At 37.4% G+C, this 16,248-nt stretch carries 19 protein-coding genes and 2 pseudogenes; 6 read left to right on the top strand and 15 right to left on the bottom strand.

Annotation, left to right across the window (positions count from 1 at the left end; all coding sequences use genetic code 11):
• Positions 1 to 69: 69 nt before the first annotated feature.
• The 5 genes from pgmB to CS060_RS07470 form a co-directional block, all read right to left on the bottom strand.
• Positions 70 to 735, bottom strand: coding sequence for a beta-phosphoglucomutase (gene pgmB / locus CS060_RS07490; protein WP_035050816.1), 666 nt, complete (start codon positions 733 to 735; stop codon positions 70 to 72).
• A complete protein-coding gene (locus CS060_RS07485; RefSeq protein ID WP_035050819.1) occupies positions 728 to 1,444 on the bottom strand; it encodes a TrmH family RNA methyltransferase in 717 nt (238 codons plus the stop codon). The genes pgmB and CS060_RS07485 overlap by 8 nt, the downstream gene beginning before the upstream one ends.
• A gap of 22 nt (positions 1,445 to 1,466) precedes the next feature.
• Positions 1,467 to 1,946, bottom strand: coding sequence for a Cys-tRNA(Pro) deacylase (gene ybaK, locus CS060_RS07480; protein ID WP_035050817.1), 480 nt, complete (start codon positions 1,944 to 1,946; stop codon positions 1,467 to 1,469).
• 138 nt (positions 1,947 to 2,084) lie between these two features.
• On the bottom strand, positions 2,085 to 2,498 hold the full coding sequence (locus tag CS060_RS07475) for a hypothetical protein (RefSeq protein ID WP_035050818.1): 414 nt from the start codon (positions 2,496 to 2,498) through the stop codon (positions 2,085 to 2,087).
• Between the two features lie 5 nt (positions 2,499 to 2,503).
• Entirely contained in the window at positions 2,504 to 3,184 is a 681-nt protein-coding gene (locus CS060_RS07470) for an ABC transporter ATP-binding protein (protein WP_099668829.1), read from the bottom strand.
• 95 nt (positions 3,185 to 3,279) lie between these two features.
• Between CS060_RS07470 and CS060_RS07465 the strand changes: the two are divergent.
• Positions 3,280 to 3,630 (top strand): annotated as a pseudogene (locus tag CS060_RS07465) (DUF6444 domain-containing protein); the annotation flags it as partial.
• 112 nt (positions 3,631 to 3,742) lie between these two features.
• Here CS060_RS07465 and CS060_RS07460 read toward each other — a convergent pair.
• From CS060_RS07460 to CS060_RS07435, 6 genes are all read right to left on the bottom strand, one after another.
• Positions 3,743 to 4,348, bottom strand: a complete 606-nt coding sequence (locus CS060_RS07460) for a hypothetical protein (protein WP_035049414.1) — start codon at positions 4,346 to 4,348, stop codon at positions 3,743 to 3,745.
• Complete coding sequence (locus tag CS060_RS07455) at positions 4,345 to 4,971, bottom strand: ABC transporter ATP-binding protein (RefSeq protein ID WP_099668828.1); 627 nt, start codon at positions 4,969 to 4,971, stop codon at positions 4,345 to 4,347. The genes CS060_RS07460 and CS060_RS07455 overlap by 4 nt, the downstream gene beginning before the upstream one ends.
• A 15-nt stretch (positions 4,972 to 4,986) precedes the next feature.
• Positions 4,987 to 5,706 carry a DUF2705 family protein gene (locus CS060_RS07450; RefSeq protein ID WP_035049412.1) on the bottom strand — a complete coding sequence of 240 codons (720 nt, stop codon included), beginning with the start codon at positions 5,704 to 5,706 and terminating at the stop codon, positions 4,987 to 4,989.
• The gene (locus tag CS060_RS14430; protein ID WP_035049410.1) at positions 5,703 to 6,425 is read right to left on the bottom strand and encodes a WxPxxD family membrane protein; all 723 of its coding nucleotides are present in this window, start codon (positions 6,423 to 6,425) and stop codon (positions 5,703 to 5,705) included. Before CS060_RS14430 ends, CS060_RS07450 begins: the two co-directional genes overlap by 4 nt.
• Positions 6,415 to 7,182, bottom strand: a complete 768-nt coding sequence (locus tag CS060_RS07440; protein WP_180271067.1) for a DUF2705 family protein — start codon at positions 7,180 to 7,182, stop codon at positions 6,415 to 6,417. The genes CS060_RS14430 and CS060_RS07440 overlap by 11 nt, the downstream gene beginning before the upstream one ends.
• An 89-nt stretch (positions 7,183 to 7,271) precedes the next feature.
• Entirely contained in the window at positions 7,272 to 7,697 is a 426-nt protein-coding gene (locus CS060_RS07435; RefSeq protein ID WP_035049408.1) for a DUF2712 domain-containing protein, read from the bottom strand.
• 182 nt (positions 7,698 to 7,879) lie between these two features.
• On the opposite strand from CS060_RS07435, the gene CS060_RS14125 reads away from it, so the two are divergent.
• The 5 genes from CS060_RS14125 (at position 7,880) to CS060_RS07420 (ending at position 11,131) form a co-directional block, all read left to right on the top strand.
• Positions 7,880 to 8,050 (top strand): hypothetical protein, encoded by a 171-nt coding sequence (locus tag CS060_RS14125; protein WP_180271066.1) that lies wholly within the window; start codon positions 7,880 to 7,882, stop codon positions 8,048 to 8,050.
• A 423-nt stretch (positions 8,051 to 8,473) separates the two neighbouring features.
• Positions 8,474 to 8,695 (top strand): class 1 isoprenoid biosynthesis enzyme, encoded by a 222-nt coding sequence (locus CS060_RS14335; protein ID WP_257211127.1) that lies wholly within the window; start codon positions 8,474 to 8,476, stop codon positions 8,693 to 8,695.
• Entirely contained in the window at positions 8,682 to 8,969 is a 288-nt protein-coding gene (locus CS060_RS14330; RefSeq protein ID WP_257211126.1) for a polyprenyl synthetase family protein, read from the top strand. Before CS060_RS14335 ends, CS060_RS14330 begins: the two co-directional genes overlap by 14 nt.
• Positions 8,970 to 9,090: 121 nt before the next feature.
• A complete protein-coding gene (locus tag CS060_RS07425; RefSeq protein ID WP_231563672.1) occupies positions 9,091 to 10,554 on the top strand; it encodes a sensor histidine kinase in 1,464 nt (487 codons plus the stop codon).
• On the top strand, positions 10,529 to 11,131 hold the full coding sequence (locus CS060_RS07420) for a response regulator transcription factor (RefSeq protein ID WP_069201721.1): 603 nt from the start codon (positions 10,529 to 10,531) through the stop codon (positions 11,129 to 11,131). The genes CS060_RS07425 and CS060_RS07420 overlap by 26 nt, the downstream gene beginning before the upstream one ends.
• Before the next feature lie 42 nt (positions 11,132 to 11,173).
• Here CS060_RS07420 and CS060_RS07415 read toward each other — a convergent pair.
• The 4 genes and pseudogenes from CS060_RS07415 to CS060_RS07400 all read right to left on the bottom strand — a co-directional run.
• A pseudogene (locus tag CS060_RS07415) lies at positions 11,174 to 11,512 on the bottom strand (ATP-binding cassette domain-containing protein); the annotation flags it as partial.
• Positions 11,513 to 11,857: 345 nt separating this feature from the next.
• On the bottom strand, positions 11,858 to 14,461 hold the full coding sequence (gene adhE / locus CS060_RS07410) for a bifunctional acetaldehyde-CoA/alcohol dehydrogenase (RefSeq protein WP_099668826.1): 2,604 nt from the start codon (positions 14,459 to 14,461) through the stop codon (positions 11,858 to 11,860).
• 176 nt (positions 14,462 to 14,637) lie between these two features.
• Positions 14,638 to 14,865, bottom strand: a complete 228-nt coding sequence (locus CS060_RS07405) for a hypothetical protein (RefSeq protein ID WP_021094383.1) — start codon at positions 14,863 to 14,865, stop codon at positions 14,638 to 14,640.
• A 90-nt stretch (positions 14,866 to 14,955) separates the two neighbouring features.
• Positions 14,956 to 16,248: a DUF8451 domain-containing protein gene (locus CS060_RS07400; RefSeq protein WP_035049321.1), complete on the bottom strand. Its 1,293-nt coding sequence runs from the start codon at positions 16,246 to 16,248 to the stop codon at positions 14,956 to 14,958.

Raw genomic sequence — 16,248 nt, 5'->3', positions numbered from 1 at the left:
GCCTTCGCAGTTCGGGACTTTCACCCTATAGATTGCACCCATGCCGAGCACACCAAAATAAGCTGGTCGTCATTGACCAGCTTTTTGCATAAATCGCTTTTTTAACTCGTCCCATGTCAATTGCGTTGTCCGTTGAACGAGCCAATCGGGAGACAGCGAAGCTAAATGCTCACCGATGCCGACGGAAAACATATTCGCCTGTTTGATCGCTTTCATTCCCGCTTCCCCGTCTTCAATAGCAATGCAATGAGATGGGTCGACACGAAGTTGTCTCGCAGCTGTTAAAAAAATTTCCGGATCTGGCTTCATGCGCGTAATCGTTTTGACATCCACAATGACATCGAAAAAAGAGCGCACGTTGAGCCGCTCGACAACGACACGTGCGTTTGAGCTTGACGACGCGAGCGCCATCGGGACACCGTCGCGCTGAATGTCGCAAAGAAGCTCCCTCATTCCCGGCAACACGTCACTTGACGACAATTGCTCGATCAACTCGCGATAATATTGGCCACGGCGATCGCCAAGAGCTCGTTTTTCTTCCTCCGACCATTCATGCGCCTTTTCACCGAGAAGCGTCTCAACCATCGCCTGTCTGCTCATCCCTTGTAGCTTTTGATTAAGCTGTCGATCAAACGGTACCCCAATTTCATCGGCGACACGTTTTGTCGCAATATAATACAGTTCAACAGTATCAGCAATGACGCCATCTAAATCAAAAATCACCGCTTCAATCATTGCGTCCTCCTATTTTACTTTCCACCATTTTTCTTAGCCGTGGGCTAAGCGAAAGCTTCATCCAATGTTCGTATATTTCTTTCTTTTCTGCTAGCGATAAATGATAACGCTCCCCTGCCACTTGTTTCGCCCGCTTCGTGATTTCATAAAGGGAAATCGCTGCCGCGACAGAAATATTAAAACTTTGCACAAATCCGTTCATCGGAATGATAAACTTTCCGTCCGCTAAAGCAAGTGCTTCTTCGGATACCCCACGATGCTCATTTCCGAACAAAAGCACCGTCGGTTTCGATACGTCAATTTGTTCAAGCGGAATCGTCCCTTCTCCGAGGTAGCTTGCATATACTTGGTAGCCTTTTTGTTGGAGATGGCGAATCGCCCGTTCAATCGATGAATGTTTATGCACGGTTAACCATTTGTCCGCATGTCGCGTCACCCATTTGTTCGGCTCAAACGGAGCCGCTCCGGTAACGACATGAACATCTTGAATGCCAAATGCCTCCGCTGAACGCAATACCGCTGCTTGATTGTGTGGATCATCGACCGCTTCCGTCAAAATCGTAATATATCTTGTTCGTTCGCTTAACACATCGTACATACGCTTTAAGCGACTCGGCAAAATCATTTCCCAAAGCAAGCGATTGTCGTCTGTCAACAGTCCTTCTTCGATGCGCTGCTTAAGCCATTGACGTTCTGCCTCTTTTGTCATTCGCATGCGAAAATTCTCCTTTCTACTCTTTGACGACATGTGCGGTTTTTCCATTTGTCAGCTTTAATAAATCTCGAACAGAAAGTTTCATTTGCATGCCGATTTTCCCTGCACTCAAGATGATTTGTTCGTGCAAAAGTGCCGATTCGTCCACATATGTGGCATACATTTTTTTCATTCCGATTGGCGAGCAACCACCTCGCACATACCCCGTCATTTTTTCGATATCCGCCACAGGCAACATATACACACTTTTTTCACCGACAGCGATCGCCGCTTTTTTTAAATCCAGTTCTGCTGCGACAGGGATAACAAATACGTAAAGTTGACCGCTTGCCCCTTTTGTGACAAGCGTTTTATACACTATTTCTTCACGTTGTCCAATTTTTCTCGCAACGGATATCCCATCAATTTGTCCATCCGTATAATCGTAAGTAAACAGTTCGTATGGTACACGTGCACGATCGAGCATGCGCACAGCATTCGTCTTCGCTTGTTTCACGATCCGTCCCTCTCTTTCCTCTATTAGTGTACCATAAACAAAAAGAAGGGACATCCTTCATCGGACACCCCCTTATCTCAACTCTTATATGATATAGGTAGTTGGCTTGTTGTATAGGAAAGTCAGTATCGACATATTTTATTTGTCACCAGATTTAAATATCAATATGTATTTTCCATCGGTATCTTTGTTTGTATAATATTTCGCCCTCCATACTCCTTTTTGTGGCGTCATATTCAATTGCTTATTTAACGGTTGCGTAGCCGTGACTTCTCCTCGATCGATGATATTTCCTTTTGGATCGTACAACTCATACGCCAAACTACCGCCTTTGAGGTCAATACGATGGTCAATATGCAACTTTTCGTACTTTATTTTATTCACCTCAATGGTAGCTTCGAAAACACGATATTTTTCTTCATACTGTTCAGGCAAAAATAATCCTTCGGCGGATGATTCAAATGTTTCTTTGTACATGAATGTATAATACAATATACCTAACAAAACAATAAACGTAAGACTGCCGAACAGAAGCAACAACTTTTTGCTCATTCACACTACTCCTTTCCCTTATCTAGCTGAATGCATCCATCACTAAGATAAATCATGCGATGAGCATAAGAGGCTATTTTTTCATCATGTGTAATGACAATGATACATTTCCCCTCTTCGTTCATCTGTTGAAGGAGCTCCATTACTTTCTCGCCGTTTTGACGATCAAGCGACCCTGTTGGTTCGTCAGCTAAAACGATGTTCGTTTCCGCTACCATTGCCCTTGCAATGGCAACTCGTTGTTTTTGTCCTCCCGATAATTTAGAAACATTCTTCTGTCGCAAGTGAAAAATGCCAAGCTTATTTAAATAATATTCAACTTTTCCTCGTCGCTCCTTTTTTGACATGTTTCGTTTCAATAACGGGAGTTCAACGTTTTCAAATACAGTAAAGTTTGTCATTAATGCAAAGTGTTGAAAAATAAAACTAACCTTTTTATTGCGAATATCGCTTAGTTGTTTGTCATTTAATCTCGTTACATCTTCCCCTTCAGGTCGATATACTCCTTCTGTGGGGACATCCATACATCCGATAGTATGTAATAAAGTCGATTTTCCCGATCCAGAAGGTCCCATAATTGCAATAAACTCTCCACGTTCAATTTGTAGACTTACCTGACTTAGCGCCTTCGTCGCGTATTCATCCTTACCATATATTTTTGTTACATTTTGTAATTCAATGAACATCTATGTAACTATTCAGCCACATCATAAAGTGAGCTGAATATTTTTTTCTTTTCTTGTCTATGATGTGAATACAGATAGACAAGGAGGTGAATCGCATGTTGACGGTACAACAAGCTGTATTTACGGTTGAGAGCTTAATGGGCAAAGTCCAACAACAAAAACAGCTCATTCATCAACTCATTCAAGAAAATGAATATTTGCGTCAAGAAAACAAACAGCTACGTAAAGAAAATGAACAACTGACATATCGCGTTCAAAAGCTGGAAGCACGCACGAAAAAAAACAGCTCTAATAGCCATCTGCCCCCATCTTCTGACCGTTTCGAGAAAAAGCGCTCCTCTCGTGAACCGTCTGGCAAAAAGCCTGGCGGACATGAGGGAACGACGCTCTGTCAAGTGGAACATCCACACCATCGTGTCGTCCATCGCGTCCATACGTGTCAAGGACATATAAACCACCTTCCACAAACACGATAAATCAAAATGCCCCCTAAATCCATTTCAGAAATACCCTATCTTACATTGCACAACATTCTTGACGGTATCTACATAGTATATGCTATTCGTTTTTCTTAAGAATGACGAGCACATGTTTCGACTCAGCAAATAAATTTTTGTACACTTCGAGAATCTGCCCTTTTTTGCAAACTACTTTATAATATTTATCTTTCCTATTTTGAAAGTCATACGTATGAATGACATCACGCTTTGACGATAAAAGCTGGACAAACGGTTTTTCTTCTGTATTCTTGGTCAAATAAGTGATTATATATTCCCCTTCGGGAATTTGCCTGCCTACAACATAGAAACCAGAATGTTTAATTTGATAAATCCCATCCCCTCTTTCCTCTATTTTTTCAAATCGTGAGGGCTGAAGACGAACTTTCCCATCCCCTTCTACGTATACATGCTCCCCATGACGCAAACGAACAGCCAGCCATCGGTCTCCCTCATTCATTTTCATCTGCATAAATTTTACTTGCCCATTTAATGCGATTACATCATATATTCCCTCACCCATGTTTCTCCCAACAACATAATCTCCTGATTGTATGACGATCTGCTTTAGTTGTTTATCACCAAAAATATTTGTATATTGGAAGGTGAAAACAGCGATACACAAGAGAATAATACTCAAAAAAATAGCAAGTTTCCCTTTATTCATAGAAGAAGCTTCCCTTCGCTCATTTTTAAAGCAACGTCACATAAATGTTGTAAATCTTCTTTGATATGGCTTGCTAGAATAATAGTGGCTCCTCTTTTTTTCTCTTCTAAAAGAATTTGCTGAACGAGTTCGACTCCTTCATCATCAATTGCATTTGTAGGCTCATCCAATAAAATGATATGCGGCTTTTCAAAAATGGCTTGGGCAATATTCAAACGTTGCTTCATTCCTAATGAATATTTTTTTACTTTTGTTTTTAAAAATGGATCTAATCCAACACGTTGAAGTGCCTTTCTAATCTCTCCTTCTGAAGCAACTTTTTTAACTTTTGACAAAATATAAAGATTTGTATATGCATCGTATTGAGGTAGAAGCTCCATATTTTCTATAATTATCCCTATACTAGGTGGAAATGATATGTCTCTATGTAACACTTTCCTATTTATCACGACTTCACCCTCAGTCGGAACAATTAAACCTGCCAAAGCACGTAGTAACATCGTCTTCCCAGATCCGTTTTTTCCGAATAATCCGTAAATTTTCCCCTCTTCAAATTGATAACATATATCTTTTAATACGTACGTACTTTTTATTTTTTTACTCAAATGACGAACTTCTATCATTTCCATCTCCTCACTTTATAACCAGTCCATTTTTTTTGTTTTTCGAACCGAAAAAGAAACGAGTAAAAATTGGCTAAATAACAAGACCAAACACCCTATAGAAAAATGGATAACGTATTGTTCAAAAGCAGTTGAACTACTTAACCCATTGCGAAATCCCATCCCATGATCAGGAATGAAAAAATAATGCAACCAATTCAGTCCATCGTGCAATTCATTTGACAATAAAATAGACAATATAACATACAAATTGACAATGAGATGAGAAAACCTAGCTCCAACATATAATTCTAAAAACAATTGCAAACAAATAAGTGTATATATGGATAATAAATACATACACAAGCCTTTTATACCATTCGGTGTCCATATATTTTCACTACATGCACGAAATAAAAACATGATAAATGTTTGAATAAAGATAAAAATCATCGTGACAACAAATGCATATATATATTGGTTTAACATCCATTTCATCCTATTGTAGCTACGTACAAAAAGAACAATTGCGTACTTTCTCACATCTTCTAAATAACCTGAGAAATAAAAACTTATGCTAGCAATCGGCAAATACCAAATAAGCAAATATTTATATACTAAACCATGTGAAAGTGTAAACGGAACACCGTCAACAAACGAACCGTAAAAAGAAAAAAGTTGAAAATGATTTGAAAAAATCGCTTGAACAATAAATGAGCCTACAACAAAAAGGAAAAAAGAAAAATGACGAATCATGAAATAAAATCCTTTCTTTCATATAAAAATGAATACATAAAGAAAAGCAAGAAAACGAGAAGAGCTTGTCTTATATAAGCAAATAGAAACTCTATTATCGTCCAGCGATTTTCAAACCATTGTGTATATATGGTTAAGTCCTTCATCGGCCCCCACGATGTAAATATAAATAACTTTTCCATAAAAAACCATAATCCAACAAGAAGCAATGTTAGAAAGAATGCTACGTTTGATTGGCGTGTTAAATCTTTAAAGCATTGATATATAAGACCAACAGATGTATAAAATAGCGACAATAGAACACCGTTGCATAGAGCGATATGAAAAAAGCTCACTTCCTGTAACTGTTCAAAAGAAAAAAAACGACTCGTCCATAATACATTGACAAACGTATGCATAAAAGAAAAAACTATCGCTACAATAACTATTTCAATAAATTCTCGTACATATAAATGTCTCCGTTTTGCAAACCGTACAATACAATAAATAGGCTTCAATAAAAAGAAATGATTTAAACAAACGATAAACGGAATAGTATAAAACAAAGCATACGCTTGTATCGAACTATATCCAACTGCACTACTATTCATGAGTGACAATGCTTCCACAAACGAAAGGCGTAAATGACTTTGAAATACAAAATGTCTATTTTGAATAAACCAAACGAATGAAAAAAACACCCACAAGATAATAACTATAATCGCTCTTTTAGCTTTCATTGTATTTAACCTCATACACAAATACAAAAATGGCAATCAGTAAGAATACAAACTTAGCGAACAAAATAGTTGGAACAAGCACGCCTAGTCCGTATTCGGTAAAAGGTTGAAAAAGATACACAATAGAGTCTCTTTTTAAAATCATTAAAAACCAAACAAGAAACGAAGCGGCATAGGCATATTTTCGATCAAGAAAAAACAAACTCATACTGCTCCCAAGTAATCCTGCCAACCCAGACATAAAACAACTTATTATAGAAAAAACCAATATTGCTATATATGGATGATTTACACTAAATTGAAACAACGTGTTGTCTTCAATGTTTAAATCCATCACTCCTTTCGTGAAAGTACCCCCTGAGAAAATAATTGAAACAGTCATAAAGTTTACAGCTAATGCAACGAGCATAGTAACAAAAGACAAGACAAACGATAACAGCATCTTATGCAAAACATATTTTTTCTTTCCGATTTTACTTATCAGAATATAACGATACCCCGTTTGATAATCTTGAATTGGATCATCTGCCACTAACATTAAAAAGTAAATAGGTAAAAACCAAATCAACATAATTTGTGGTGCATGTCCAATACTTGAACCTGTCAGAAAAAACGCAAAAGCAGGATGAAAAACTTCATTTGAATTTTTTTGATACATGAGCAACTGTACAATTTCAAAAAATGGTATACATAAAACAATACAAAAAGAAAGCCAAGATCGTTTATTTTTTAGGATTCTATACATATGACTACACATCATTTTTATCACTCAACTTTTTTCATGGTTTATTGAGAGGAGGACCTAAGATGATCATAAATAATCATCCTAGGTAAACAAGTATTCCATTAATTTGTTTCTTCATCCCAGTAACCACTTATTACGTAGCTATCTGGACTATAGTTATTGTTTTCAGCCCCTAAACGTACATTTGATTGATTTGCCGTACTAAAAGCTGAATAATAATGGGCACCGCTACCTTGCTTTACATCATGTGTATCAGATACCCTTGTCCCAGATTTATCTAACCAGAAAGTAGCGATAGAACCGACCCCTTCAGAAGAATAAGTTAAATTCACCTTCCATTTGTTATTCGGATCAGTAGTCTGTCTATATCGAGATTCAGAATAACTATTTCCATAGTTAGGCTTCAGCTCGAAACTAAAACCAATATTATCATCGCTAGCATAAGTGAAGTTTGCAAAAGTCAAAACCCCAATTCCCATAGCTAGAGAGAGTCCTAAATTGTAGTATTTCTTAAGCTTCTTCCTCATTTTCTTCCCCACCTTAATTTAGAATTTTCTCGAGCCGGCTCGCTCTCAGTCTATCACAAACTTCCAGCCTATCATATCCGTATTTTCCGCAAATTTCATTGCGGAAAATACCTATTTTCAAAAATAAATGACAAATGTTTCATTATAATGTAGAATTTTGTATAAAAAGGATTGGAGGGAAAATGGAAAAGAACTTATGGATGATGATTCAGGAAATGAATAAGAAAAAAGTTATGACACAAGCAGACTGGGAGCATGCGAGAGGATTACTTTCTCTTGAGGCATTTCTGTCGCTTAGAGAGCATTTTAACAATAAAGAGTTAAGCAACGAAAGAGGAGATCAGTGGCTTTGACTGATATAAGAAGAGAAATGCAGTCATTTATGTTGCACGATTTAGACGAATACTCACTCATTCAAAAAGAAGTATGTGAACGTATTCAATTTTTACTCCATTTTCCCGGAAAATTATTTCATAAACATACTGGTGGGGGGAGTTCTATACTCATATCGCAAAATTTCACAACCATGTACAAATTGAAATAGTTATTCCATACGCTTCCGCCATTGAGTTTTTAATTTTAGCAACAGATCTCTTTGATGATATTGCGGACGAGAAAAAAACAATGCTATGCGAGAACATACATCTATAGGCGAAATGATTGTGGTCGCTAATACATTATTTGTCGAAGCCATACATTTAATTGCTTTGCATACACCTCGAAACTTTAAGAGAAGAAATATGTCGCATGATGAAAGAAACTGAAGGAAGCATGTAATGGACAATGGAACGATTTGCATTTTACTATTTGATACATCCGTTCCGACAGAAGAACAATATTTTAAGCTGATCTCACAAAAATCATCATCATTAACAAGACTTGTTTGTCAGCTAGGAGCTGGCCCTTTGGCGTACAAATGGTACGACATTGCAACGTATGTCGGAATAAGTGGTCAACTGCGTAATGATGCAAAGGATATTTTATGTGACAAAAAATGACTTGATATGTAAAAAAGCGACTTTGCCTCTTATTAAAGCCTTAGAATACAGTTTGATGCATGATAATGGGTGGTTATTGAACAATTTAAATTGCCCTAATTTTATAGACCATATTACATTAATAAGAAATTATATACAAAAAACAGGGGCATTGGACTACTGTTTTGTTCTCTCTGATATATACATGAAACGTGCAATAAAACAAGTAAAAATTCGCTTTCCAGAAAAACAGGAAGCCATTTATGAACTAAAAACATACTTAGAAAGTTCGTGATACAATGGATAGACATTTGACAGGTATTTGGTTTTTCTCACTTTTCCTTATTACTTATATTTTGATCGAAACATATGAAAAATATATGAAACATCCTTATTATATTGTTTTATTCATCGGGATGTTTTTCTTATTAATTGGTAAATATACGTATATTCAAAAACCAACATCCATTGTTGTACAACGCTTTTTTGCTTTAATGTGTATTAGTGCGATTGCAATTATATCTGCCATTCCTTCAAGCCGAGGGATGCAGACAGCACAAATGGTTGAGGCTTTCGCTGTTTGTTTAGCGCCTTACGCACTCCTTGAATTTTTTAAATATTTTCCGAGTTCAACGAGACCAAGACCTTTCCACTATGTTTCCTCTATTACAAAGTGGACGAGTATAGGTTGTTTCGTCACTTATATTTTGGGAAGTGCAGTTGTAGATGAAACATCTATAAAAACCATTGCCCGATTGTTTATCGTACTTAATATGGTTATGGCTGTTGGTACATGCGTCGCATTAATTGCGTTCCATCTTCGCTCGAACTCAAAAAAAATAAAAAACGAATTGTTCATGCTTGTTGCTGGATTATGTGTATCATTTGCACCTGTTATACTTTTAAGCCTTCTTCCAAACATATTATTTGGTTTTTCGATTCTTTCGTTTCATTACACGCTAGTAAGTATGATTTTCTTTCCTCTCGTCCTTTCATACTTATTAACTAAGCAAGGGATTGCAAGTTGGCGTGTTGCTGCCAAGAAAATGGGTAAAAAAATTGCCGTTTTATGTATAAGTTTAATTATTTGTAATGTTGTACTGTTAGTAATTGATCACCATATCCCTTTATTTCCTGTAAATATATTTCTTATCTTTTCTATTACTATATATCAAACCATTCACATGTACTTCACACATCGAACAGAGCAAAAAGTGGATAGTTTGAATAACAAACAGGAATATTCCATTCAAGAATATGAAAAATGGAGGATGGCCATGTTTTTGCATGATGAAATATTGCAAGGGCTTATCGCCATCTGGAAAAGAATTCAATTAGGAAAAAATGAAGAAAGCGAGAAACAAATTCACAATTTATTACAAAGTAAAATTCGTGAAGTACGTAACATGTGTGAGCATTTATATCCGATGTTTGTTGAAGATATCGGCTTAGAAAATAGCTTATATGAGTTAAGAAATAAAGTTCGCCTAGAGAGCCATCTTGATATCGAAGTATATTATGACTTGGGATTACGAATTATTCCTTCGACACTACAAATTACTCTTTACCGAATCATTCGTGAGCTTACTTATAACGCTGTCAAACACGCGGAAGCTACATCCATCATTATTTCCATATGGGAAGAAGATGATATGTTGCACATTTCTGTTGAAGATGATGGAAAAGGGTTTTCTATCCCTATAAACACGTATGAAGCAATTAAACAACATCGCTTCGGATTAGCTTCCATTGAAAAACAATTATATATGTTAGGCGGAAGATGGGACATATATTCCGACCAGCAACTCGGAACACGGATTTTTATAATGATTCCATTTGAGGAGGTGGAAAAGTATGAAGATAAAAGTATTACTAGTTGATGATCATGTGCTTATGATTGAAGGATTAAAAGAATTGCTTGAAAGAGAAGAAGATATGTACGTTGTGGGAACAGTTTTACATTTATCTCAGCTACAAGAATCTATCGAAACATTGAATCCTCATGTGATCGTAATGGATATTCGTTTAAAAGATGGAAATGGATTAGAGTGGACAAAGAAGATGAAAATGTTATATCCAAATTGCAAAGTTGTCATTTTATCTGGATATAACTATAGCGAATACATAAGAGCTGCGAAACATGCTGGGGCATCTGCATTTGTAGTAAAAGAGGAGTCTATCCTTCAGTTAGCGAATGCAATACGCCGAGCATATGAAGGGTTCGCATTTTTTCCGAATGATGTAGATGAAGAAGAAAACATTTCTCTAACGAAAATGGAACTTGTCATTCTAAAATTAATTGCTCAAGATAAAACAAACGAGAATATTAGTCATTCATTAAATCTAAGCCGCCGAACAGTAGAACACCATGTTTCTACCATCATAAAGAAACTGCGAGTTGATTCTCGAGTTGGAGCGGTAGTGAAAGCAATAAAAGAAGGAATCATTGAACCTTAAATGTAAAACATAAAAGGCATGGGCAAGCATTTCCCATGCTTTTCATTTGATCTGCTGTAGCGTATATTGATTAATTTCAAACACATGGTCACAGAGAATATCAATATCTTCTTGATTATGGCTCATTATAAGCATCGTTTTCCCTTCCGTCTTAAATGAAAGAAGCATCTGACGTATATTGTCCACGCTCGTACGATCTAATGCATTGAATGGCTCATCTAAAATTAACGTTTGTTGATCTTCCATGATTGCTTGTGCTAACGCTAATTTTTGTTTCATTCCTAATGAATAGTGTTTCACTTTTTGCTTTGAATCTGGATCAAGCCCAACCCGTTCCATTGTTTTCCGGATCTTTTGGTCATCGATTTGATTTTTAATTAAGGGGCTCTTCACCGAAAGTTGTACTTGACTATTTCAGAACACGCCTTCTCTGTACTTGTAAGGAAAAATCAGTAAATCAGATTTTTCGTACACGGCGGCTCAAGAAAATCCCCCGCTTGTCAAGTACATGTTGTGGTGATGAACCAAAATTATAAAAAAAAGAAAATAATGTATATCAGTATTTTCCGCAATTTCCATTGTGGAAAATACCTAACTTTATCGTTTTAAAAAATAAAAAAGGGGTACTCCGTTGTCTATGGAATACCCATGAATCGTACACTAACACACATATAAAATAAGCTTACTTATCAGAAGAGCAACTTTATGCTGTTATTTAACTAACTGCTAAACCCCTTTATACGCTTGACGATAAATGTCGGCAAGGTCACTAACTAATGGCAATTTTGGATTGGCTGTTGTACATTGATCTTCGAAAGCTAATTCAGCAAGTTGTTCGACTTTGCTTTCGAATGCTTCTTTGCTGACGCCTGTTGCCGCGATGCTTAATGGCATGTCGAGTTCTTTTGCGAGCTTAATGATTGCTTGAACGAGGCTTTCTACTCCTTCTTCTGTCGTTCTTGCTGGCAAGCCGAGCAAGCGAGCAATTTGAGCATAACGTTGATCAGCTACGAAATGTTCATACTTCGGAAACGCTGTAAACTTCTTCGGTTTTTGCGCGTTGTAACGAATGACATGCGGCATTAAAATCGTGTTCGCACGTCCGTGCGGAATATGGAATTCTGCGCCAAGTTTATGCGCTAAACTATGGTTAATGCCTAAAAATGCGTTCGCAAATGCCATACCAGCAATGGTTGATGCGTTGTGCATTTTTTCGCGCGCTACTTCATCGTTGCCGTTTTTGTATGCGCGTGGCAAGTATTCAAAAACGAGCTGAATCGCTTTTAGCGCTAATCCGTCTGTATAGTCGTTCGCCATGTTCGATACGTACGCCTCAATGGCATGTGTTAATACGTCCATACCTGTATCCGCTGTAATATGTTTTGGCATCGTCATAACAAATTGTGGGTCAACGATGGCGACATCTGGTGTTAACTCATAATCAGCAAGCGGATATTTGACATTATTTTTCTTATCTGTAATGACCGCAAACGATGTCACTTCTGAACCTGTACCAGACGTTGTTGGAATCGCGACAAATTGCGCTTTTTGACCGAGTTTTGGATATTTAAATACACGCTTACGAATATCTAAAAACTTTTGTTTTAAGCCGTTAAAGTCTGTATTTGGATGTTCATAGAACAACCACATCGCTTTCGCCGCGTCCATCGCCGAACCACCACCAAGGGCAATAATGACGTCTGGTTGGAACGCATGCATCATGTCGGCACCTTTCATGACTGTTTCAATCGATGGATCTGGCTCCACTTCTGAGAAAATTTCGCAATGCACATAATCTGGACGTTTGCGTAAATAGTACAACACTTTATCGACATAGCCGAGCTTCACCATACCTGGGTCTGTAACGATAAAGGCACGTGAGATGTTTGGCATTTTCGCTAAATATTGTGTCGCATGTTTTTCAAAATAAATTTTTGGTGGAACTTTAAACCACTGCATGTTTACATTCCTTCTCGCTAATTTTTTAATGTTAATTAAATGTGTCGCACCAACGTTTGTCGAAACGGAGTTGCCTCCAAACGTACCGCAACCGAGCGTCAATGACGGAATGTATGCGTTATAAATGTCCCCGATCGCTCCTTGTGAAGATGGCGCGTTCGAAATGATTCGTCCTGCTTTCATTCGCTTACCGAATTCAAGAATGACTTCTTGATTTTCTGAATGAATGACAGCCGAGTGGCCAAGTCCACCGAATTCAAGCATTTCTTCTGCTCGTTTTAATCCTTCTTCTGTGCTATTCACCTTATAACAAGCCAATACCGGACTTAGCTTCTCACGAGAAAGCGGTTCTTGAGGACCGACGCTTTTTAACTCGGCTACGAGAATTTTTGTATCAACTGGTACATCGATGCCTGCCATTTTTGCAATTTCATACGCTGGTTTACCGACGATATTCGGATTGACTGCACACGTATTTTCATTGATGACAAGCTTTTCAACTTTTTTCTTTTCTTCTTCATTTAAGAAATAGCACTTGTTTGCGATCATCTCATTTTTCACGGCATCATAAATTTCTTTATCAATAATGACCGCTTGTTCAGATGCACAAATCATGCCGTTGTCAAACGTTTTTGATAGAATGAGATCGTTCACGGCACGTTTTATATTTGCAGTTTTCTCAATATAGCAAGGCACGTTACCAGGTCCAACCCCTAATGCTGGTTTTCCTGAGCTATATGCCGCTTTCACCATGCCTGCTCCACCTGTCGCAAGAATAAGCGAAACACCAGGATGGTGCATCAATTGTTGAGTTGCTTCAACGGAAGGGGTTTCGATCCATTGAATACAATGTTCTGGCGCTCCAGCTGCAATGGCTGCATCGCGTAAAATGCGTGCTGCTTCACTGCTACATTTTTGCGCAGACGGATGGAACGCAAAAATGATTGGGTTGCGCGTCTTGATTGAAATAAGCGCTTTAAACATCGTTGTCGACGTTGGGTTTGTTACCGGCGTTACCCCAGCAATGACACCAACAGGCTCGGCTATTTCAATAATACCTTCATGTTCATTTTCACGGATGACGCCAACCGTTTTATCGTATTTAATGTTATGGTAAATGTATTCTGTCGCAAAAATGTTTTTAATAATTTTATCTTCATACACGCCACGTTTTGTTTCTTCAATCGCTAGTTTTGCTAAATACATATGTTTATCAAGCCCAGCTAACGCCATTTGCTTGACGATATGATCAATCGTTTCTTGATCATAGTCACGAAACGCTTTTAACGCTTTTTGCGCATTGGCTACAAGCGTATCAATCATTTTCGTAACTTCTTTCTTTTGGTCTAATACTTTTTCATCGACAGCCATACAAGACCCTCCTATATTGTTCTTGTGAAATTTTTCACAAGATAATCGGAAAAATAAAATGTGATTGTTTTCACATTTTCATTATAACGAAAGGAATCGCGTTCGTGTGTGTCAACTTTGTGAAATATTGAGCAATTATTTTTATAGGAGAACCGCCTTTTGTTAAGAAAAGACGGTTACTCACATACTGGATTGCGTGGGATTTTTGTAAACGAAATATCGTTGTACATGCGCGTATTCCGTTTCACAATGACAACATAGTTTACTGTCCATATATAAGAAGGAATTTCTTGATCGTCTTCGAACATCATCGCTTCAAATTCATCGCCAATCATTTCCTCAAATAGCTCCAATGTATATGTTTCCGCATCTGTTGAAAAGTTTCTCCATTCGCATACAAGCATCATCTGTCACCTCAACTTTTCTTTTGTTGTCATTATTGTAACATTCTTTTCCCCATTAAACATTGTGAAATATTGAACAAATCATGAATATTATTTATTGGTTATATACGCTTGTTTTGGATGATTTGGTTGATCTGGATACTTTAAGCGCATTTTCCCTTCCGCTAATAGCTTTCCTAAATAATTATTGCGCAATCCGTCTGGCGTTCGATCTAGTAAATGGGATAACTGTTTTAACATTAATGGTCGACGGGCACATAACTGCAAAATGACTTCTTCCATCTTAGCCGGTGCAAGTCTTTTTTTCTTACGCGCAATTTCAGCAATACTCCATAGCTCCTGATCGACATTTCTTTCTTCTTCCTCATCCAATTTATTTACGGAGTTGAATGAGATGTTTACGGAGTTATCATCTTTATTTACGGAGCTATCCTTTTTATTTATGGAGTCAAGCACTTTATTTACGGGGTTTATTTCAATATTTAAGGAGTTTTGGTCGTTATTTACGCACTCAAACTCGTTATTTATGGAGTTTTGGTCTTTATTATAGGAGTTTTTGTATTTATTTATGGAGTCTGATAATGGTGCATCGTCCATCCAATCACTCAATGCCTCGATCTCATTTATATAGTCGTGTCTTTCTGAGAAGGACACAATAGGCAATGTAACAACCGTTCGTTTTTGAAAATCATATTGCTCAACAGCAAATTGTTGTGAGTAAATTGTCTCCATCGTTTTTAAACCGACTCCAGCACGTTTACAAAACTGAATGTAAATAAACATTTTAAACATATTTGGATTGCGCAAATAGCTGACTCCACCACTATTTGCTTGTTCTAAAGGAATACCAAACAAACCAGGGTTAGACATTTGCATACATGATCGCTGCCGTTCAACAATAATCCCTCCATCACCGCTATAATCAGCATGGACGATTGCATTCATTAACGCTTCATGGACAGCGTCTTTTTCAACTTGTGATACGTCGTTGACCTCGTGCATCACTTTAAAATAAAAATCATAAATATTTCCCGACCATGTTCCGTCCTGTGAAGTAAAACGGTTTGACCAATGCAGCTCATCATCTCCATATTCACGATACTCTAAAAAGTATTGTGGTAAAACTTCTGTAATCATTCGCTCTTCGCTAAACATAAGAAGTCCTGCGAGTGTGAGTCCCTCTTTGTTTGTGTCTCGTATTTTTCCCCATGCGCCGATTTTATATAAAAAATCTTTTGTTTCTAATCCGTTCCACGGGTGGTTTGGTTTCACTTTTGCAAATTGTTCGCGATAATGGCGAACAGATTCTAAATGCAGCTCATTAAGCCCATAATGTTCTAACACGACGTTATCTTGTAAACGAATATTTGCATCTTTATTCAC

Source organism: Anoxybacillus flavithermus (genome assembly GCF_002742685.1).
Taxonomy (GTDB): Bacteria; Bacillota; Bacilli; order Bacillales; family Anoxybacillaceae; genus Anoxybacillus; species Anoxybacillus flavithermus_E.
This window is presented reverse-complemented; position numbering and strand designations above follow the sequence as displayed.